The 20,281-nt window shown below is 58.5% G+C and carries 15 protein-coding genes and 3 pseudogenes; 8 read left to right on the top strand and 10 right to left on the bottom strand.

The annotated features are described in order from the left end of the window. Positions 1-52: 52 nt before the first annotated feature. Positions 53-1,387, bottom strand: coding sequence for a DEAD/DEAH box helicase (locus ACW9H9_RS22520; RefSeq protein WP_457345362.1), 1,335 nt, complete (start codon positions 1,385-1,387; stop codon positions 53-55). A 47-nt stretch (positions 1,388-1,434) separates the two neighbouring features. Further along, positions 1,435-2,331, bottom strand: coding sequence for a drug/metabolite exporter YedA (yedA, locus tag ACW9H9_RS22515; RefSeq protein ID WP_457345363.1), 897 nt, complete (start codon positions 2,329-2,331; stop codon positions 1,435-1,437). A 160-nt stretch (positions 2,332-2,491) separates the two neighbouring features. Here yedA and ACW9H9_RS22510 point away from each other — a divergent pair, with 160 nt between their 5' ends. The 3 genes from ACW9H9_RS22510 (at position 2,492) to ACW9H9_RS22500 (ending at position 5,093) form a co-directional block, all read left to right on the top strand. Further along, positions 2,492-2,941, top strand: coding sequence for an Lrp/AsnC family transcriptional regulator (locus tag ACW9H9_RS22510; RefSeq protein WP_457345364.1), 450 nt, complete (start codon positions 2,492-2,494; stop codon positions 2,939-2,941). 128 nt (positions 2,942-3,069) lie between these two features. After that, positions 3,070-4,191 (top strand): type IV toxin-antitoxin system AbiEi family antitoxin, encoded by a 1,122-nt coding sequence (locus ACW9H9_RS22505; protein ID WP_457345365.1) that lies wholly within the window; start codon positions 3,070-3,072, stop codon positions 4,189-4,191. Then, entirely contained in the window at positions 4,179-5,093 is a 915-nt protein-coding gene (locus tag ACW9H9_RS22500) for a hypothetical protein (RefSeq protein ID WP_457345366.1), read from the top strand. The genes ACW9H9_RS22505 and ACW9H9_RS22500 overlap by 13 nt, the downstream gene beginning before the upstream one ends. 18 nt (positions 5,094-5,111) lie before the next feature. Here the strand turns inward: ACW9H9_RS22500 and ACW9H9_RS22495 are convergent, their stop codons facing one another. The 3 genes from ACW9H9_RS22495 to ACW9H9_RS22485 form a co-directional block, all read right to left on the bottom strand. After that, positions 5,112-5,723, bottom strand: coding sequence for a 3'-5' exonuclease (locus ACW9H9_RS22495; RefSeq protein ID WP_457345367.1), 612 nt, complete (start codon positions 5,721-5,723; stop codon positions 5,112-5,114). Positions 5,724-5,744: 21 nt separating this feature from the next. Further along, positions 5,745-6,221, bottom strand: coding sequence for a LabA-like NYN domain-containing protein (locus ACW9H9_RS22490; protein WP_457345368.1), 477 nt, complete (start codon positions 6,219-6,221; stop codon positions 5,745-5,747). 129 nt (positions 6,222-6,350) lie between these two features. Further along, positions 6,351-7,112 carry a DUF2076 domain-containing protein gene (locus ACW9H9_RS22485; protein ID WP_457345369.1) on the bottom strand — a complete coding sequence of 254 codons (762 nt, stop codon included), beginning with the start codon at positions 7,110-7,112 and terminating at the stop codon, positions 6,351-6,353. Between the two features lie 179 nt (positions 7,113-7,291). On the opposite strand from ACW9H9_RS22485, the gene ACW9H9_RS22480 reads away from it, so the two are divergent. Together ACW9H9_RS22480 and ACW9H9_RS22475 are read left to right on the top strand one after the other, a co-directional pair. Next, positions 7,292-7,951, top strand: a complete 660-nt coding sequence (locus ACW9H9_RS22480) for a hypothetical protein (protein WP_457345370.1) — start codon at positions 7,292-7,294, stop codon at positions 7,949-7,951. Between the two features lie 55 nt (positions 7,952-8,006). Next, positions 8,007-9,095, top strand: a complete 1,089-nt coding sequence (locus ACW9H9_RS22475; protein WP_457345371.1) for an endonuclease/exonuclease/phosphatase family protein — start codon at positions 8,007-8,009, stop codon at positions 9,093-9,095. 6 nt (positions 9,096-9,101) lie between these two features. Here ACW9H9_RS22475 and ACW9H9_RS22470 read toward each other — a convergent pair whose 3' ends face one another. The 5 genes and pseudogenes from ACW9H9_RS22470 to hrpB all read right to left on the bottom strand — a co-directional run. Next, positions 9,102-9,560 (bottom strand): RNA polymerase sigma factor, encoded by a 459-nt coding sequence (locus ACW9H9_RS22470; protein WP_457345372.1) that lies wholly within the window; start codon positions 9,558-9,560, stop codon positions 9,102-9,104. A 188-nt stretch (positions 9,561-9,748) separates the two neighbouring features. Further along, a complete protein-coding gene (locus ACW9H9_RS22465; protein WP_457345373.1) occupies positions 9,749-11,797 on the bottom strand; it encodes a 2Fe-2S iron-sulfur cluster-binding protein in 2,049 nt (682 codons plus the stop codon). 390 nt (positions 11,798-12,187) lie between these two features. Then, positions 12,188-13,402 carry a hypothetical protein gene (locus ACW9H9_RS22460; protein WP_457345375.1) on the bottom strand — a complete coding sequence of 405 codons (1,215 nt, stop codon included), beginning with the start codon at positions 13,400-13,402 and terminating at the stop codon, positions 12,188-12,190. Positions 13,403-13,611: 209 nt separating this feature from the next. Next, positions 13,612-13,777: pseudogene (locus ACW9H9_RS22455) on the bottom strand (IS630 family transposase); the annotation flags it as partial. 264 nt (positions 13,778-14,041) lie between these two features. Beyond that, a pseudogene (gene hrpB / locus ACW9H9_RS22450) lies at positions 14,042-16,171 on the bottom strand (ATP-dependent helicase HrpB); the annotation flags it as partial. 79 nt (positions 16,172-16,250) lie between these two features. Between hrpB and ACW9H9_RS22445 the strand changes: the two are divergent. The 3 genes and pseudogenes from ACW9H9_RS22445 to ACW9H9_RS22435 all read left to right on the top strand — a co-directional run. Next, positions 16,251-18,614 carry a hypothetical protein gene (locus tag ACW9H9_RS22445; protein WP_457345376.1) on the top strand — a complete coding sequence of 788 codons (2,364 nt, stop codon included), beginning with the start codon at positions 16,251-16,253 and terminating at the stop codon, positions 18,612-18,614. After that, positions 18,598-19,845, top strand: coding sequence for a hypothetical protein (locus tag ACW9H9_RS22440; protein WP_457345377.1), 1,248 nt, complete (start codon positions 18,598-18,600; stop codon positions 19,843-19,845). The genes ACW9H9_RS22445 and ACW9H9_RS22440 overlap by 17 nt, the downstream gene beginning before the upstream one ends. A gap of 96 nt (positions 19,846-19,941) precedes the next feature. Continuing rightward, positions 19,942-20,281 (top strand): annotated as a pseudogene (locus ACW9H9_RS22435) (hypothetical protein); the annotation flags it as partial.

Here is a 20,281-nt window from a genome sequence, read left to right as displayed (position 1 = left end):
ACGCAGGGGGGCCGCCCCACCTGCGATGAGGCCCGAACGGGCGCGGTAAAACCTACTTCTTCTTGCGCGGCCCGGTATTGAACACCGGCACCTTGCGCACCGGCTTCACCGAAGGCTCGGGCGCGGCGACTTCACCGCTGTCCACCCAACGCCCCAGGTTACGCTTGCCACCGCCGCCGGACGCCTTGGGTTTTTTCGGCTTTTTCGGTTTCTTCACCACCTGCCCGCTCGCATCGGTGTCGGGCACACGGTGCTCGGGCTCGAAATCCTGTTCGGGGTGGCGAGGCAATGTCTTACGGGTCAGCATCTCGATGGCCGACAGCATGTTCACCTCATCGGCACACACCAGCGAAATCGCCTCGCCGGTGTTGCCCGCCCGCCCGGTCCGCCCGATGCGGTGGATGTAGTCCTCGGCGACGATCGGCAGGTCAAAGTTGATCACCAGCGGCAGGTCTTCGATATCCAGGCCCCGGGCCGCGACATCGGTGGCCACCAGGATCTGCACTTCACCGGCCTTGAAACGGTCCAGCGCCCGCTGGCGCGTGGCCTGGGGTTTGTCGCCGTGGATGCCGTCGGCATTGACGCCCAGGCCCTGGAGTTTTTCCACCAGCGCGTCCACGCCGTTGCGGGTCTTGGCGAACACCAGCACCTGCTGCCAGCGGCCCTTGCGCATCAGGTGCACAAACAGCTCGGCCTTGCGCTTTTTGTCCACCGGCACCACCCATTGCTTGACGGTGCTGGCGGCGACGTTGCGCGGGCTGACCTCGATGCTCAGCGGGTCGTTGAGCATCTGCCCGGCGAGCAGGCGGATGTCATCGGAAAAGGTCGCGGAAAACAGCAGGGTCTGGCGCTTTTTCGGCAGCACCCGGTAGATGTTCGACAGTTCTTCGGAGAAGCCCAGGTCGAGCATGCGGTCGGCTTCGTCGAGCACCAGGGTTTGCAGTTGGCTGAACTTGAGCGCGTTCTGGCGGAACAGGTCGAGCAGGCGACCCGGGGTGGCCACCAGCACGTCCACGCCACGGCGCAGCTTCATCATTTGCGGGTTGATGCTCACGCCGCCGTACACCGCGTAGGTGGTCAACGGCAGGTGTTCGGCGTACTGGCGCACGCTTTCGTGAACCTGTTCGGCCAGCTCGCGGGTGGGCACCAGGATCAACGAGCGCACCGAGTTGGCGGCGACTTTCGGCCCTTCCATCCTCAGCAATTGCAGCAGCGGCAGTGCGAAACCCGCCGTTTTGCCGGTGCCGGTCTGGGCCGCAGCCATCAGGTCGCGACCGGCCAGCACCGCCGGAATGGCTTGCGCCTGCACCGGCGTCGGGGTCTGGTAGCCAAGCGTCTCGAGGGCGCGCAGCAAGGGTTCGATCAGGCCAAGGGTGGCGAAAGTCATGGAAATACCGTAGGAAAATTTAGCGCAGGGTCGCAATGCGCGGCAGTTTACCTTATTTCCGGTTTGGGCTTGCGCCACTGTGGCAGGCCGATCAACACCACCGCGCTGATGATCACCAGCATCGCCAAGGCTTCTTCGCGGCCAATGGTTTCACCGACAAACACGATGCCCAGCAACACCGCCACCGCCGGGTTCACGTAGGCATAGCTGGTCGCGGCCGCCGGGCGCACGTGCTTGAGCAAGTACATGTAGGCGTTGAACGCGATGATCGAGCCAAACACCGTGAGGTAGGCCAGGGCCAGCCAACCTTCCAGCGGCGGCATGGCCTCCAGGCGCTCACCCTTCAACGCCGCCAGGGCCAGCAGCGCGACACCGGCAATCAACATTTCCGCCGCACTGGCCATGGCCCCAGCGGGCAGCGGCAAGTGCTTGCTCCACACCGACCCAAACGCCCACGCGGCAGCGGCAAACAGCAACAACGCAGCGCCAGTGGGGCTCGACTGCAGGTTGGAGCCCATGTTGAGCATAGCGATGCCGATGATCCCCAGCACCACGCCCGCCCACTCCAGACGGGTATTACGCGCCCCCCAGAAATACCCGCACAGCAAGGTAAACAACGGCACCGTCGCCACCGCCAACGCCGCGACACCGGACGCCACCCCCATGTGCTCGGCCACGCTCACCGCGCCGTTACCAAAGGTGAGCAACAAAATGCCGATCTTGCCAGCGGCCTTCCACTGCGCCCAAGTGGGTGCCGGCGCCCCGCGCCAGCGCAAAAATCCATACATCAACCCACCCGCGATCACAAAACGCACGCCCGCCATCAACAACGGTGGCCAATACGCCACGCCAATCCGGATCACCAGGTAGGTAGACCCCCAGATCACGTACAACGCAAAAAAGGCGGCGATCAACGGTAACGAGAAGCGACGTGGGCCAGGCATTGGGCAGCTCTGCGGCAGGACAAGGGAGGCTTATTTTAAAAAGGCGGATGAACAAACATAAGTTACAAAACCTGTTTAAACCGCCCATACACTTTTCAAAACGAGGTTGTGAGGGCTATAAACCCCTCTTTCGAAAGCCACGCCCCGCAGGAGCTTTTTCTTGGACAAATACGACCGCATGCTACTCAGCGCCCTACTGGAAGACGGTCGCGCGTCCTACGCGCAATTGGCGCGCACGGTAAACCTCTCCGCCCCCGCCGTGGCCGAACGCGTGGCCAAGCTCGAAGCCAGCGGCGTGATCACCGGTTACCAGGCCAAGGTGGACTTGTCCAAGGTCGGCCTGCCGATCCAGTGCGTGATCGAACTGCGCCTGACCAACCATGGCAGCCAAAAGGTCTACGACGAACTCGGCAAAATCCCCGAACTGACCGAATGCCACCGCGTAACGGGCGACCCCTGCGTGATCATGCAAGCGGCGGTGGGCTCGATGCCGCAACTGGAGAACTTGATCAACCGAGTGGCGAAATTCGGGTTCAGCAAGACATCGATTATTTTGTCGAGTGCGATTGAGCGGCGGGTGCCGTTGGGGCAGTTGGAAGGAAAATCCTAGGCGCATTAAAACAAGCAATCTTTAGTAAAAAATTGAATTTTTTCTGCACAGCTAAAATTTGCATTTAAGCTAAAATTCAAAAATCCATGGAGGCTGTCGCATCGTCCCAAGAGGTTTCAAGCTAAGCCATGACCCGACACCACAATAAACAACTCGATACCCAATCCCCCGTGATAGAGGGTTTGGCCGCGAGCCTGCGAGACGCATTTGGGCACGATACCCGTATCCAGCGGGATTCAGAAAATTCGGATTATCTTGACGACACATCGTCACGGCCCGACGCGGTGTTCAATGTAGAAACCCCCTCTAAAAACCTGCGAATTTTCGTAAAAGCCATCAATACGGGGTATCCGCGAGACATTCGCGAGGCAATTTGGCGCCTGGACTCCGTTAAGGGCAGCAGCCTCACGTCGGTGGATACGGTCAAAATGGTTGCCGCTGAAACACTCAGCCCCGGAGCCAAGAGAGATTTGAAAGAGCGCGGTATCGCCTTCTTTGAGCTGGGCGGCAGCCTGTTTCTGAAACACGGGCTGTGGCTGATTAATGTTCAGAAACCCGCTACACCGTCAGTGTCCAAACGCGCGATCAAGCTTTTTACCGGCGCTCGCGAAAACGTCATCCATGCCCTCATGAAACATAACAACCAGTGGCTTACAGGTATTGAACTGGCCGCGTTGGCAGACACGTCCCAATACACCTGCTCGTTGGTGCTTCAGGAATTGACGTTGCGCGAATGGTCCAAATCCGTTGGCGGGGGGCCGACGAAACGACGAAGCCTGATAGCACCCGGCCCCCTGCTGGATGCATGGGCTGAAGCGTGGAAAAAGCACCAGGAAAAAACTTCCCGCTGGTACACGTTCGTTGAAGATCCCAAGCTGCTGCTCTCCCATCTGACAGACCAGATAAACCGTCAAGGCATCGATTTCCCCTGGGCGTTTACCGGCACTGCGGCCGCGAACGTATTCGCCCCCTTGCTCACCAGTACCGACAGCGCAGAAATCATTGTGCCCAGCGGATACGCCGAAAAAATGGCCAAGGCGCTGAACCTGAAGCCCGCCGAGAAAGGCGCCAATGTGACCCTTATCGAACGTGATGGCGCGAGCTTGCTGTTTCTGGACATGCATCCCGACGATCGCGCTTTTTTTGCAAGTCCCTACATCCTGTACCTGGACCTGCTGAATGGGCAGGGGCGCAACAAAGAACTGGCCGACCACATAAGGCGCATCCTGGAGGCACAATGGAAGAGGTGAAACCCCGCACCTTTGCGGGATACAACGAAGATGTCACGCTCGCCTGTGAGCGAACATTGCTGACGCTGTTCGGTGCCTTTGGGCACCTGAAGGACACCTTGCGTCTGATTGGCGGACTTGTCCCTCGCTACCTCACCCCTGAGGCTCCGCCAGAAATCCCCGCACATGCCGGCACCTCAGACGTCGACATGGTACTGAACCTAAACGTTCTGGCCGAAGGCAACGAGTACACGAGCTTGGCAGTACAACTCAAAGCCCGTGGTTTTTCGCGGGTGGTAGAAGACGGCAAAGCGGCATCGTGGCGCTGGCGCAGACGTGTTGACGAGCGCATCGAAGTGATTGTCGAGTTGCTCAGGGATGCAGGGGGCGATGCGCCGGGCAGGGCCATCAGCGTCAATGGCGAGGAGGTGTCGGCCCTTACAATCAAACACGCCGGGATTGTCCACGATTGGTATCAGGAAAAAACCGTCAGCGCAGAACTGCTTGATGGTGGCGGCCTGTCAGTCGACAACGTCCGCTTTGCGGATGTCCCTGCTTTTGTGATCCTCAAAGCCATTGCCTTGGACCAAAGGCATGAACCTAAAGATGCGGCGGACCTGATCCATGTCGTGCGCTATGCCGGCACCCTGGCCCAAGTCGCTGCACTGTTTGTTCAACGCATCCATGGCAACCAACATCCACAGGCAATCAGCGAAGGGTTGGCGGCGCTGAAGCAGCGATTTTGTGACGACGAATATGGCGATGGCTATAAAAAAGTAGGTGCCGTTGCCTATGCAACCTTCCTTGGCATAAATGACGACGACGAGCGCGTACAAATGCAGCGCTATGCGTCGGGCCTGGTTCAAACCCTACTTGAACACATTGATGCTCAATTGAGAGGCCAGCCGTTGAACGGGCTATAGCCCCTCACACCGGTGCGATCAGGCGAAGCGGTGTTTTTTCAAATGATCCCCCATCTTCGCCGCCGGCACCTTCTGCAACCCGCACAACAGCTCATGCGACAGCTCGCGCAAGCCGTGCACGCTGCGCAGTTGCTCGGCCAGGTGCGTGGTGAGGTTGGCGGCCATCTCGGCGTCGGCCATCGCTCGGTGGGCCTTGCCGGTGTGGGGCAGTTGGGCGAAGGCGGTCAGGGTGCCGAGTTTGTGGTTCGGGGCCGCAGGCATCAGGCGCCGGGCCAGTAGCAGGGAGCAGGCAAATTTTTGCAGGCGGGTGCGGCGGATCAGGCCCAGCTCGAAGTCCCAGAACTTCTGGTCGAAGGCGGCGTTATGCGCGAGCAGTGGCGTGGTGCCGACAAATTCGTTGACCTCGTTCATCACCCGCTCGGCCGAGGGGGCGCTGCGCAACATGGCGTTGCTGATGCCGGTGAGCTGCTCGATAAAGCCCGGCACGCGCACGCCCGCGTTCATCAGGCTCTGGTAGCGGTCCACGATCTGGCCCCGCTCAAGGATGACCACGGCGATTTCCGTGGCCCGGCAACTGCTGCTCGGCGAGATGCCGGTGGTTTCAAAGTCGATGACCGCGATACGTTCCAAACCTGTTCCCACTCCCTCTGATTATTTGAGCAACAAAGCGCCTTCGATCGGTACGTAGCGGCTGGCGGCGCGGATCAGTGAGTTGGCCGTCAACCCCGGCACGCCGTAGGCCACGGCTTCAACGCCGTGTTTATTGATGATGCGCTCCAGCAGCATGTCGAAATCGCCGTCACCGGAGGCCAGCACCACTTCGTCGACATGATCGGCGGCGTCCATCACGTCAAGGGTGATGCCCACGTCCCAATCACCCTTGGCTGAGCCGTCGCTGCGCTGGATGTAGGGCTTGAGTTTGACGGTGAACCCCAAGTTGCGCAGGATCTGCTGGAACTGCTGCTGTTTGCTGTCGCCCCGGTCGATGGCATAGGCATACGCCTCGACGATCTGCCCCCGCGCGCTGATATCAGCCCACAACGCGGCGTAGTTGAAATGGCAACCATACGCCTGGCGCACGGTGTAATAGAGGTTTTGAACATCGGCGAACACGGCAATCTTTTTCACCGCAAATCCTCGTGGCACACCCAGGGACCCCGGACTCGACAGCCCGAAAAGGTCGCCAGTATGCCAGCCACAAGAACGTTTCCGGTAAAAATCAGACCGGGGCGACGAAGCGCCCCGGTTGAGGGTGGGTCAGACGTAGGAGTCGTCGTCGCCAAAGGAAGAGGAATCGTCGGAATAGTCGCCGTTGTCAGCGAAGCTGTCCGAATTGTCGTTGCCCCAGCTGTCGTTGTTGGCGAAGCGCTGGTCATCGTTGCCCCAGCCGCCATTGCCGCTGGCAGGCGCCGGTTGTTCGATGATTTCTTCGACAATCTGCGGTTGCTGGTTGTGGTGGAACAGGCTGCTGATGCCTTCGGCCAGCATCACGCCACCGGCCACACCGGCGGCGGTTTTCAACGCGCCGCCCAAAAAGCCGCTGCCAATCGGCGCTGCCGGGGCTTGCTGAGGTTGTTGATAGTTCTGTGGCGGCTGCTGATAGTTTTGCTGCGGCGCGGGCTGCCCAAAGGACGGACGCGCCGGTTCACGCCAGCCACCGCCCGACGACGCCGGTGCGCTCTGGGCAGGCTGAGGGTCGCGGGAGCCACCGCCAAAAATGCTCGACAGGAAACCACCGCTGCTCGGCGCCGGTTGTTGCGGCGCGCTGCGGGCCTGCTGCAACTCGGCCTGTAACTGCTGGATTTGCTGCGCCTGCTGCTTGTTTTGCGCATCCAGGGTCTTGAGCGCGTGCTCTTGCACCAGCAGCGACTGGGTCATGAAATACCCGGCGGCGGGCTGGCGAATCAGATGCTCCTTGATCCGCGCCTCGGCAGCGGCGTCGCGTGGGGCTGAATCCGTTTCGGCTTGCTGCAACCGTGAAAACAGTCCATCGATCAGGGTTTGTTCTTCGCTGTTCATGGCGACCTCGTTAGATTGCCGGTAAAAATCTGGGCCTGCCCCACCCGGGGCGCGGTACAGCCTAGTTATGGGGCTGTTGCCAGATGTTTCAATAGCCTTTACGCAAGGTTTACGTTTGCTTGCCCTCAAGCGTGATCGGTTACAGTGGGCGCCTGCTTTTTTGGCCGGCGAAGACCCCGATGAACCCGTTAACCGTCCTGCGTGACTCGTTTTATTTTTTCCAGCGCAACCTCGGCGCCATCGTGCAGTTGTGCCTGCCCCTGTTGATTCTGCAGGCGCTGGGCGCGCAACTGCTTGATCGCACGTTGGGGGCGGACGCCTTTGCTGGCTACGACATCATGCTGGGGGTGCTGATCTATCCGCTGTACACCGGGGCGCTGATCCTGTTTCTTGACGCCCGCACCCGTGGCGAGGCCCCGCACACCCGTGACGTGCTGGCCATGGCCGTAGGCCTGTGGCCGCGGTTTGTGCTGTTGACCGCGGTGAGTTCGCTGCTGATCTTGCTGGGCATGTCGCTGTATATGCTGCTGGGACTGTTGTTGATGGTGATACTCGCGTTTGCCGAATACCTGCTGGTGCTGCGCGGCCTGTCGGCGTTGTCTGCCATGAAAGAAAGTATCCGCCTGAGCCGGGGGCATTTCTGGCGAATCCTGGCGTGCCTGCTGGCAGTGATGGTCCCGCTGTGGCTGCTGCAAGGCGTCAGCATGGCGGTGTACCCCGAGCCGAGCCTGGGCGTGGGCGTGCTGCTCGACACGGCGCAAAGCTTTCTGCAATTGTTCACCAGCGTGGTGGTGTTTCGCCTGTTCATGTTGATCGGGGCCGACGCCGACGCGCGCTGACCCCCTGGACTCAGTTATGCTCCGTGCCTGTCCCGCGCCGCTATAAGCCAACCCGATGACCCGACTACTGCGCCTTACCCTGCTGGGGCTGCTGCTTCTGGCAGCCCTGTTGACGGCCCTGATCTACAGCCTCACCTGGCGCCCCGTGGGCAAGCAAACCTTGCCCGTGCGCTGCATGGCCCCGCGCGCGCCCACGCTGCTGCCCGGCCAGGCCCTCAAAGTGATGACCTGGAACGTGCAATACCTGGCGGGCAAGAACTACGTGTTCTGGTACGACACCCCCGACGGCAGCGGCCCGGACGAGCGCCCCACGGTGCAAGACATGGCCTACAGCCTGGACGAAGTGGCACGGGTCATCCGTGACGAGCAGCCCGACCTCCTGTTGCTGCAGGAGCTCGATGAAAACGCCAAGCGCTCCGGCTACCAGGACCAACTCGCCCTGCTCCAGGAGCGCGTGGCCGACCTCTACCCGTGCAGCGCCCAGGCGTTCGACTGGAAAGCCGACTTCATCCCCGACCTGCACATCTTCGGCAGCGTTGGCCGCAAACTGGTCACCTTGAGCCGCTACCAGGTGGAACACGCCGAGCGCCTGCCGCTGCCCGCAGCGCCGGGCAACCTGATCAGCCGCCAGTTCGCCCCCAAGCCCGCCTTGTTGCTGACCTACATGCCGCTCAGCGATGGCGGCCAACTGGCGGTGGTCAACACCCGCCTGGACGACCGCGCACCCGGGCACAACGCCCTGCCCGAACAAGTGCGGGCCACCGTCAAGTTGCTCGACAAGTTCGAAGGCCGGGGCACGCCCTGGCTCATTGGCGGGGATTTCAACGGGTTGCCGCTGGGGCAATTCCTGCGCCTGGACGCCAGCAAGCGCGGGCAATACTCGCCCGACAGCGAACTGCATCTGTTGTGGGAGAAATACCCGATGATCCCGAGCAACAGCGAATCGAGCGGCATCGACCGGGAAAAATGGCTGACGTATTTTCCGAATGATCCGACGCTGGACGGGCCAGACCGCACCCTCGACTACCTGTTTTACAGTTCGCGCATCAAGCGCGTCGAAGGCCGGGTGCGCGGCGACGATACCGTACGCATCTCCAGCCACCTGCCGGTGATTGCACGGTTCCTGCTGCCAGCCGCGCAGTAAGCGTCGTCACCCCACCTGTGCACCGACGGCCTGCCGGGCCTGTGACAAGCGCCGAACAATCACGCTCACCGGCAGGCCGAGCAGTTGCGCGGCCTCCGTGCAGCTCATGCGCTCGATATCGACCAGCAGCACCAGGCCCCGGTGCTCGACCGACAGCCCACCCACCGCTGCCAGCGTGCGCCGATGGGCCGGTTCGCACTGAGCGCCCCCCTCGATATCCGGCGGCACACCGGCACCACGCTGCGATTGGCTGTGGGTCCAGGTGGTGTACACCCGAAACAACATCCACTTGAGCGCGGACGTATCGCCGGGAAATAAATGCGTGTTTTCAAGCGCCTGTTCGCAGGCACGCTTGACCAGCGCTTCAGCGTCCTGATGCGTGCCCGAAAGGCGTAGTGCGAATGTCCATAAGCGCGGTAACAGTGCGGGAAGCATCCCGGCTAGGTCGACGGCAAGGATCGACATAATTTCACTTCAGGCATATGGGATGACCCCGATCCAGAAAGGATGACGGTCTGGAAACAGACCGTGGAGAGCAGTGGAACTGACCGACGCAAAGGTCAAAAAATAGCGTCAAATCAATCTGTAACAAGAATTGTACACGCACATAATGTAGGAAATATGACAGTTTTATGAAGGCTCTGTGCCATACGTCACAGTTCCAGATGCAAAGGCCCACAGCCTTGGGCCGGCAGCGCACGGCAGATCAGGGCTTCGTCCTGCCCCACCGCAAAAGACACCGGGTGCGCATAGGTCACTGTGCCCTTGAGCACCTTGGTACGGCACGTGCCGCAGGTCCCGCCCCGGCATCCGAACGCAGGTTCCAGGTCACGCTGCTCGGCAAGCTCCAGCAACGAACCGCTGCCCGGGCTCCAGCGCGCTTCCTTGGTGGAGGCCATGAACACTACCGGCACCGACTCCGTAGACACCGGCGCCAACGCCTGCGCAGCCGCGCCAGCCTCGACCTGACGGCGCAAGCTCGAAGGCCCGAACGCTTCGGCGTGAATACGCGTGTCGCTCACATTCAGCCCGCGCAAACCGTCATACAGGTGCTGCATGAAACCTTGCGGGCCGCACAGGTAGAAGTCGTAGTCGTCAAAAGGCAGGTGTTCGCGCAACAGGTCCATGCTCAGTCGGCCTTCGTGGTCGTAGTCCGCTGGCTGCGCATCGGTAATATCGCTCAGCAATCTGACGTAATGCAGGCGCCCTTCCGACGCATCGGCCAGCGCCGCCAGCTCATCCTGAAAGGCGCGTTGCGCCTTGTTTACGGCCGACTGGAACACCCACGTCGGCCGCACATACCGGGTACGTCGCCCCTCATGCAACAAATGCCGGGCCATGGCGAGCACCGGCGTCACCCCCACACCCGCTGCCAGCAATACCGCCGGGCGGCGCACGCGGGTGTCCAGGGTGAATGCCCCGGCCGGGGCGCGCGCCTGGATCACATCGCCAACCCGCACGTGCTCATGCAAGTGCGTCGACACCACCCCCTCGCGCTTCACGCTGATGCGCAAGGCCTCCTCCGACGGCCCGTTCGACAGCGTATACGTGCGCACCATCGGCGCAGCCTGGCCCGCCACATTCACGCGAACAGGCAAGTGCTGGCCGGGCAGCCGCACCGGAATGCCAGCGTCGTCATCGGGCCGCAGATAAAACGAGCGAACTGTCGCGCTTTCGTCCACCACCTCGGTAACGCGATACGGGCGCCAGCTCTGCGCCAGCGCGGCGGCCTTGAGGCGCGCTTCGCGGTCCTCCCAACTGCCGGTCATCAGCACGTTGGGCGAGAGGCCGTCGTCCATGTCGGCCCAGCGCAACGGCAGGCCAGCGGGGCGACGCACCACGTGCTCGGGGTAGAAACGCCACATCCGCTCGGCACCGATAAAGGCCAGGGTGTCGGGAGAATCGATGATCACTTCGGTGCGCCCGGTCATCTGCAACAGGTCGCCGCTGTGCATGTCGACAAACACCAGCCCGGCGCGGGGGTTGAGCAGCAGATTGCCCAAGGTGTTGAAGAACAGGTTGCCGTTGAAGTCCGGCACATTCAGCGCGCCGTGTTCATCGATACGAATAAACCCCGGCTTGCCGCCGCGATGGGACACGTCCACCTGACGCTCACCGTCGCGCACCACGTAGGAAGCCACGTAGAACGAATCGGCGGTCGTGACGATGGCCCGATCCCGCTCATTCATCGCGCCCGATTCGCTCACCTCGCCTGGCGGAGTGGGGTCAAAAGCGTAGCGACGCAGGTGAATATAGCGTGGGCAGTTGCCGTAGGACTGCGTGGGATCGATGTCAAAACCCGCATCATGGCTGCGCCGTACAAAGCCATTGAGGCGGTTGCGGCGCCGGGTATGCAGCTCAATACCGAGCATGCCGATGGCGTCACCGTCCTCCATGCCCGCGTCGGCCGGGTCCGCGGTTTCACGCGGCAAGTCGAGCACCAACCGACGCGGCTCAGGCGAGTGCATAAACCCCGGCTGCCCGGCCCGCAACGTGGCCCAGGGGTTACCGTGCGGGTCGACACTGCCCAACACCACGAACGGTAATTGCGCGTAGAACTCGCGATGCTGGTCGGGCATGTAATTGCGCGCCAACTGCGACTTGCCCGGCTTGACCATGCGCTCCACCGCCCCGACGCTGCGCTGCAACTGCAATTCGCCAGCGTGCCAGGGGCAAGGGTCCTGCTCATCGGGGGTCTGCATCGCGGCATCCTCGGGCAACCACGCCGACGGGCGTGGCTTCAGTAGGTGCCATCGTTGCTCATTCACCGCGTGAACAGAATGCGTGCGTACGGCAATTCAGGGTTTCAGGTTTTGAAATAATCCGGCGGACTAGCGGCGCGGCTTGGCACGTGCGGTGGGTTCAGCGACCGTCACGTTGGCTGATGATGGCCGAGCGAACCTATCGGTTCAACTCGACCTGCTCATCATCATTGAGCACGATGTCTTGAGGGTTTATGGCTCCATTTCACGTCCCGACTGACTATGGAGGCGTAGTTCAGTTTTTTGAGACAGGACCCCAAGACATTTCCAACGATGCGACGCTACAGCGTCCTACAGCTGAAGCGAGCCTCTGAGCGGCGTCGAAGCCCCCTACCGAGAAACCTGCGAAAACATATACGTTTTTTTGTTATTCCCTGAAGAAACACCGTCAAATCGGAACTGTGCCCCTGGAAGGGAAATCCACTGAAGTTTATCTTCATTATTCATGGAATGGCCGTAATATCTCCGTGCATCAACCGCATATCCCTTGGTCATTTTTATCATCATATGACGACCCTGATCTGAAGGACGCTCGCCACCAACAAAGACAAACCCACGTTCCTTGTATATTTTCCCCGGCTCTAATTTTGATGGATCAGTAACCCCACCAGGAAAAACAGTTGCGATGCGATCCTTTTTTACTTCTTCAGGTTTCGCTTTGGCGAGTTGAGTAACAACTTCCGCGCACTCTAACAGCGCCCGTCTTGTGCTGATCGAGTCGTTAGGGTTTCGCAATGCGTTTTGATAGGTTTGATAGCCGCCTTCAATGAGTTTTGTAACGGCAATATCACGCGCGCTCAACTGCGAACCCGAAGCTGGGATCTCATGGCGATCTAAGGCTGTAAGTTCAAAATCCTGCTTTAAAAATTTATACTTATCCCGGCCCTTTTGGGTCAACTGCAACGTGTTTTCATCCCCCACCACCGCAATCGTCCCCGGATGCTTTTCTAAGAGGAATTGGGAAAATGATGGTACTTTTGCATCATGTTCAAGCTGTGCAGCGGATTGACTTAATGCCTGACTCAATTCGCGCGCCGACCCCGTGAAGCGATCTATTTGTTCAATTAAGGGGGTGACGGCTGGGTACTTGGCCAACGTGGCTGGCGGAATTTTCCCCAACATCAAACTTGCATCGATCAACACCAGCTGTTCGCGTCGAGAAAACGTTGTTTTCCCCTGAAGTGGGCTTAACAATTCAGCCGCGGCCTTTAATTCTGTCGGTCGATGGTGAAAAAGTTTAAGACCAGACTTCTTGGAAAACTCCAAAAGTGCATGATTCAATTCTTTACTGACATCTTTTTTAGCGTTGAGTGTGGCGGACTTTCCTTGACTGCCATTGCCTGCCTGCGGCGCGCCAATTATTGCTTCCGATAAAAGCCTGGGCCTATCAGTTCTGCCCGCTAGAGAAGTATTGCGCCTTGCTTCAAATACGGGGGCAGTGTCCGCCTCTGCGCGCCCGAGGGTGTTATCAGTCTCTGTGGCGGCTGGGCGACTACTAGTAGGCGTTTGAAATGAGCTGTACCCACCGACACGATTCACATTCATCATATATCTTCTGATTTTCTATATAGACTTTAAGATCCATGAATGGCAACTGTGCTTTCCTTATTGTCATGAGTGGGTAAAATCTGAAAAGGGTTCCGAAAAGGAGACCAACGGATCAAAGCATGCATTTAAGCGCTACGCCGTCGCTCTGCTTTCTTCCTGGGCATCGGCCTCGATTTGGCAGTTGCGCACCTCAGCGTCCTGACGGACGTCCCTTTGGTACAGTCCGATAACGCCCCAGAATTTTTCTTTGAACTGAGGATCATTGGACAGTTTGAACGTGCAGGTCAAATGCGGCTTGATGTCGTTGGCGGCCCCGGTCCGCTAGATGCTGGCCGGAGAATTACCGGCGACACGCGCCATGCTACGGCAGTTACCGTCAGCTCAACTCGACCTGCTCATCATTGAGCACGATGCCCTGAGAGTTCATAGCTCCACCTCACGTATCAGCTGACTATGGAAGCGTTGTTCAAATGAGGTATTAAGGACACCAGATAGAAGCCGCCCCTCAAGGCTATGACTGTAGTGACCAGCACACTGCGCTTGCACATCGGCCCACAAACGCAGAGCGCTCTTCGCACAGGTATCGAGCGAAAGGCGCCGTTCGCACGGTAGCCGAAAAGACGAGGGATGATTTACTCAGGGCTTCCTAGGCTTCGCTCTGGCAGTCGCCTCTGCCACTAAAGGATCATCGGGCCAGTAATGCTTAGGGTAACGCCCCTTCAAATCTTTCTTGACCTCGCTGTAGGTGCTGCGCCAGAAGTTCGCCAGGTCCTGGGTGACTTGCACCGGGCGGCGGGCGGGCGATAACAGGTGCAGTTTGACCACCTGCCGCCCGCCCGCGATGCGCGGGGTGTCGGCCAGGCCGAACAGCTCTTGCAGGCGCACGGCCAGAATCGGCGGTTGCTCGCTGTAATCCAGGCGGATGGATGAGCCCGACGGCACCTTCACGTGGGCGGGCGCCCATTCGTCCAGGCGTTGCGGCAATGGCCAGGGCAGCAGGTTGTGCAGCAGGCTTGCCAGGTCCAGCTGGGCAAAATGGCTCAGGCGCGAGACTTTGCCCAGATACGGCATCAGCCAGTGCTCCAGGGTGGCGAGCAAGGCGCTGTCGCTGAGGTCTGGCCATTGGCTGGGGCTGGCGGTGTCGAGGTGGCGCAGCAGCAGGACCCGCGCCTGCCACTGGCGCAACTCCGGGGTCCAGGGCAGCAGCTCCAGGCCTTTGCGCCGCACCAGGTTGACCAGCGCCTGGTTGCGTGCGGCTTCGTCCAGGCCGGTCAGCGGTTCGCGGCTGAGCACCAGTTCGCCGACCTTGCGCTGGCGTTCGGCGCGCAGCACGCCTTCGCGCTCGTCCCAGTCCAGTTGGTCCACGTTGCGCACTTGTTCGGCCAGCACTGTGTCGAACAGCGCCGGGTCGAAATCCGCCGCCAGGTAGATGCGCTCCTCGCGCTGGCCCTGGCGGCTGCCCAGGTCGGCGATCACCAGCCAAGGTTGTTTCATCAAGCTGTCGGCTTCGGCGAATAACGCCGCCCGGCCATTGGCCAGGCGATATTCCGCCCCGCCCGCACGCCGCTGCTGGGCGACCCGGTCCGGGTACGCCAGCGCCAGCAGCGCGCCGAGCCAGCGCGGGTGGTCGGGGTCGTCAACCGGCTGCGCGGCCTTGCCCCTGAGGTAGCCGCGATACTGACGCGCCAGTTGCCGGGCGCGCTGCACGCCGCCCTGGGCGCCACGGGCTTTTTCTTCGCCAGACAACAAGGCCATCCGGCTGTGCAGGTCCGCACCGCCGCCGCGTACGATATCGCGTTCGCCCAGCAATGCCGCCACGTCACAGGCCATGGCGGCCAGGCCAAGGTCCTGCCCACGCAGCAACAGGTGCGCGATACGCGGGTGCGCGGGCAACTCGGCCATTTGCTGGCCGTGGGCGGTCAGATGGGCGTCGTTCAACGCCCCCAGGCGCTGCAGCAGGTCCTGGGCCTGGGCATAGGCGGCCGTCGGCGGCACATCCAGCCACACCAATTGGGCCGGGGTCACGCCCCAGCGCGCCAATTGCAGCGCCAGCCCCGCAAGGTCGGCCTGCAGGATTTCCGCCCCGGCGTAGGCCGCCAGCGCTTCGTGCTGGTCTTCGGACCACAAGCGGTAACACACGCCGGGCTCCAGCCGCCCTGCCCGCCCGGCGCGCTGGGTGGCGCTGGCGCGGGAGATGCGCTGGGTGTCGAGGCGCGTCATGCCGCTGCCCGGGTCAAACCTCGGGACGCGCGCCAGCCCTGCGTCGATCACCACGCGCACACCGTCAATGGTCAGGCTGGTTTCGGCGATGTTGGTAGCCAGCACCACTTTGCGGGTGCCCACGCGGGCCGGGTCGATGGCGGCGCGTTGGGCCGCCAGGTCCAGCTCGCCGTGCAGCGGGCACAACAGCACCTCGCTGCGATCGCCCAGGGCCTCGGCCAGTTGCTGGCACACACGACGAATTTCCGCTTGGCCGGGCAAGAACACCAGCACGCTGCCGGTTTCGTCATGCAGGGCTTGCAGTACGGTCTGCACCAGCCGCGGCTCGATGAATTCACCGGGCTGAAACGGCCGGCCCCAGCGGACCTGCACCGGGTACATGCGCCCTTCGCTGCGCAGGATCGGCGCGTCATCCAGCAGCCCCGCCAGGCGCTCGCCCTCAAGGGTGGCAGACATCAGCAAGATCTTCAGCGGCTGCTCGTCGCGCAACAACTCGCGCCCGTTGAGGCTCAGGGCCAGGGCCAGGTCGGCGTCCAGGCTGCGCTCCATGTCTTTGCCACTTGCAATAGGTTGTCAAACCTGACAAAAATTCAAGTAACACAGAGGTTTACGTGAGCATCCATCAATGGATAAAGCTTTGACAGTCATCAAAAAATCGCAGTGTCTACCGTTTTACCCCATCACGGTGCTGCCGCCTGATGTGCTGGAGCTGATGCAGCGCTCCTTCGATGCTCTACTCGGCAACAGTATTAGTATCAAGATGGGAAACCTGATCAAAGTCTTCGACGTTTACTGCCATGTAACCGCCACGCCGATCACCTACCTGTCCCTGTCAAGCCCAACTTTCGAAAGGGTGATCCGAGGTTTCCTGGGTGCCTTCGATAACGACTCACTTGTCTCGGTAGAAAAAAATACCAGACGGTCGTACGCGAAAAGCTTCACTAAGCTGCTGACCAAAATGCGCGAGGAAATCCCGTTGCTGCCTGTGGTGTTGGGCAAGGACGCATTGCCAGAAAGCAACCGTCACATCTGGGAGGGAATGAAGGCACACCTCGATCCGGTGGCCCTACGCTACTGGAATGGTTGGGAGGTTCAAGGACGTAAAGAAAACAATGGCTACGTCCCTATGGCTTACCTATGGAATTCCCACGGCCCTGAGTTTGCTGAGCTCGTCTTCGACGAATATTCTAAGAACATGTCCAAGAAGTTGGCACCCAGCCACACGGACTTCAACACCCTCATATATTACCTTTCGGAAAACAAGGAACGCTGGCCTGTTTCCACTTTTCAAAACCCTCTGCAAATCAAAAGACTTTTTATCGACTTCATGTTTCATAATTTTATGCAGGCTGTGGAAAACGGAACGGACATTGATAATAGGACTCGTACGTACTCAAAGTTTATTTTTTCGATAGATGAGATTTTTATTCAGTCTGGAACCTGGGCTCGCCCATTCGCAGGGTCATTACCGAAGCCACCTGCAAAGTCCACTCCCGGCGCACGCACAAATCACAAAAAAAATTCTGACGGTACCGTAGTAAAAAACAAGCTTATTACTGAAGTCCCGTTACATCTAACAGACAGCACGGCAATACAAATTCTTTTCAAAAATATTCATGAAGACAACATCCTAGTTTTGAAGTGGGCTAGATATCGCCTGACACGAGCAAAGGAAGCTTATGAGGCATGCAAAGAACTATCAAAGTATGGCACAGTCATCACCGGAGGCAATGAAAACGCTAAAAAAATTGAAGATATAGGCGCTGCAAACATATGCGCAACATACGTGGAGAAAGGCACAACATATTTGAAAAAAGGCGACAAAGAGCTAACCGGAAAAATACCCAAGGGTGACATCTTCAAAATTTTGGGCATACCCACCCTCGACACTATTTTCGCATTTCAAATGTTATTAGTGCACGCACATCCTTGCATTACCGATAGTTTCTTCCTTCATTTCGAACTTCACAACAAGCGAGGCGATGTATCTGGTTTCAAGTCGACCGAATACGGCTATCAACTCATCGGCTATAAGGATCGTAAGAAAGGCCAGAATAGCGAGCAAAAGATTGACCTGTCAGAGCAAGAATCGGAGTGGGTCAAGCTGATAATTGCAATGACCGAGGCTCTTCAAAACGATCTTCATGCAGCGGGCAATGATGAATGGCGGTACTTGTTCCTTCATACAGCGGGGCGTCTAATTACACCCTCCAGGCCGGAATCTCTAAAACTCAACGACGGAACCATAATTTTTCAGAAACGAATGGTTGAGGAATTCATGGTATTTGGCAACCGGGACGAAACGGCAACCCGGCGTTTTATCACGCAACTGTCGGTCACCGCATTCCGGGCCTCGGCAGCCGTTGAAATCTATTTGCGCGATCACGATGTTGAGGAGATGGCCAGAGCATTGGGGCACAAGGGGTATACGTCCACGCTACTAAGCAGCTATTTGCCGGAGCCTATCCTGGCGTTCTTCCAGACCCGTTGGATCCGTTTGTTCCAACGCGGCATTATTTGCCGCGCCATGAAGGATAGCCCGCGCCTCCTGGAAGCCGCTCGCTTCAGGGACATGGACGAGTTACATGAATTCCTCAAAAACCATGCGTTGCGAGAAATCCCTGAGCACCTGCAGAATCCTGATTACCTCAAGACTCCCGTACAGAAGGCTGCAGCAGATAACTCAGACCCCGACAAGCCAGGCCAAGTAGTTGTATCTATTGACACCGGCGTTCTAACTGCCCTGCTGTCCCTAAATGCAGCCGTAGCCGAAGCGACTGAAAACGCGAGATCTAACAACAAAAGCGGCGAAGACAACGATACCCGTCAACTGTGCTCCAAAGCCATTTACTGGTCGCACTTCAGCGATTTAGTCGTCAAAGAAATTGAGGACGGTTTCAATAGTGAACTACAGGAATATTTGGAAACAGCACAACAGCACGCCAACGCCGCCCACATGGAAGACCTAATCTATGCAACTGCCTCCTGAGCTCGCTTTTCTTGCTCCATACCTTGTCGAGCCGACCGAAGCATACCGCCAGGTCTCATGGCTTCTTAACGATTTCGATGAAGAGGTTTGGGAGTACAGCTTTGACTACAAGAAACCCAAGCAACTTGATTGGCGAGTTACTTTGGATGACGGCAGCGTGCTCACAGCTCAAAAAAACAGAAACCTGTTACTGGGGCTAAAATATTATCTGACATCGAGCACACGCGACTCTTCCGGCTATCTTTCTGAAACAAACGAAGTGCAGGGGCAACAGTTACAACGCTTTTGTAGTGCCTGCCACATCGTGGATTTTCTCCTGATCAACGGTGATCGCTATCAACTTGCAAAATTTGGTTTAGAAGTACTAAACGCTGGGAATCTAATGGAGGCTCTTGAAACTCTAGCCAATACTCCGATGATCGCCGAATCGGTTTATAACTGGCGGATACGACTACGTGATTACTGTCAGGCGCTTATTGAAAGCACCAATTCGATTACTGTGTCCGATATTTTGACCTCAATGCCACAGATTGCAGTAATCACGGATGAACAGCGGACTCAGGACGAGCTTGGAATTCCTCACGAATTGATTCCACAAGTGCGTGCCGCACTTTATTTGAAGGGTTTTTACCACAAGCAGACCACCGGCAATCAGCCAAATACGACGCAACTATCGCAGGAAATTTATACCGAAACTTTGTGGGGAAAGAATCAGCCGAAAATCACCTATGACATCCTCATATACAACGATGATATGTCCCAATTCGACCGAGAATATCGTGGCGCGCCAGTTACCAGCGGAGCGCGCGAAAAAATGCGGGACAGCACGTACGCCAACTACCGTAGAGCGGTTTATAACCTAGGCGTGCTCCATGAGCTTGAAGTGCCAGCGCCCACGGTTGAAGCCTTGGTAAAGGCGGAAAAGTTCAACCCAAACCTGTCGACGATTGGTCGTTTCCGCACCCTCCCGTCCGAGATTGTGTTTATAGGATTGCGCCAAGCGATCGAGTTTCACCTTGACCACGGGCAGGAATTGACTAAAGCCTTCTGCCGTATCGCCCTGGAATGCAGTAAGCGCAACGTATCGCCTAGCTTTCTGACAGCTACCGAGGTGCAAAAACTCGTCGGGCCTAAGCTCGCAACATTCGGGGTAACCAAGCTTTCCCTGGCAATCAACTCGACAAACGACGGCGTGTACCACTCCAATATTAAGGGATCGAAGGATCATTAATTTGCGAGTTTGCGAGCCAATAACGGCCTCTACGAGCTGATGGCCGTTTACATGGGTTGCGTGCAGCTATCGGTGGGCATTTTGATGGCGCGCAGAGTGAGCGAGCTGTACGAGCTAAGCGCTGAAGACTGCCTCGACGAAACCGAGGAATGGCTTCTTTTCCGCAACGCCAAAAGTACGCGGCACCTATTTGGTGTTCGACGCCGGGAAGCCCGTCCGATCGAGCCGATCGCAGCGGATATGATCAAGACGCTCATTCGCATGCAGAAGGTGCTGCGCCGAATTGGTTTCATCCCCAAGCTACAAATGCTGTTCTCTGTACCGAGTTTCAGAGGCGCTGCGCAGCTGACCAACTCCAGCGCGTATGTATACAACCGCAACCTAGTGTGCTGTTCGCGAAATAAATTTCTGAGTAATTCGTCTACACTTCAAACGT

This window comes from Pseudomonas sp. SDO5215_S409, assembly GCF_054071325.1.
The sequence above is the reverse complement of the archived record's forward strand: the minus strand, read 5'-3'. Positions and strand labels throughout refer to the sequence as shown.

Bases quoted from the DNA above. Each gene is read 5' to 3' on its own strand.
- ACW9H9_RS22520 (WP_457345362.1), bottom strand. From the start codon at position 1,387: ATGACTTTCGCCACCCTTGGCCTGATCGAACCCTTGCTGCGCGCCCTC.
- yedA (WP_457345363.1), bottom strand. From the start codon at position 2,331: ATGCCTGGCCCACGTCGCTTCTCGTTACCGTTGATCGCCGCCTTTTTT.
- ACW9H9_RS22505 (WP_457345365.1), top strand. From the start codon at position 3,070: ATGACCCGACACCACAATAAACAACTCGATACCCAATCCCCCGTGATA.
- ACW9H9_RS22500 (WP_457345366.1), top strand. From the start codon at position 4,179: ATGGAAGAGGTGAAACCCCGCACCTTTGCGGGATACAACGAAGATGTC.
- ACW9H9_RS22485 (WP_457345369.1), bottom strand. From the start codon at position 7,112: ATGAACAGCGAAGAACAAACCCTGATCGATGGACTGTTTTCACGGTTG.
- ACW9H9_RS22480 (WP_457345370.1), top strand. From the start codon at position 7,292: ATGAACCCGTTAACCGTCCTGCGTGACTCGTTTTATTTTTTCCAGCGC.
- ACW9H9_RS22475 (WP_457345371.1), top strand. From the start codon at position 8,007: ATGACCCGACTACTGCGCCTTACCCTGCTGGGGCTGCTGCTTCTGGCA.
- ACW9H9_RS22470 (WP_457345372.1), bottom strand. From the start codon at position 9,560: ATGTCGATCCTTGCCGTCGACCTAGCCGGGATGCTTCCCGCACTGTTA.
- ACW9H9_RS22465 (WP_457345373.1), bottom strand. From the start codon at position 11,797: ATGCAGACCCCCGATGAGCAGGACCCTTGCCCCTGGCACGCTGGCGAA.
- ACW9H9_RS22460 (WP_457345375.1), bottom strand. From the start codon at position 13,402: ATGAATGTGAATCGTGTCGGTGGGTACAGCTCATTTCAAACGCCTACT.
- ACW9H9_RS22445 (WP_457345376.1), top strand. From the start codon at position 16,251: ATGGATAAAGCTTTGACAGTCATCAAAAAATCGCAGTGTCTACCGTTT.
- ACW9H9_RS22440 (WP_457345377.1), top strand. From the start codon at position 18,598: ATGCAACTGCCTCCTGAGCTCGCTTTTCTTGCTCCATACCTTGTCGAG.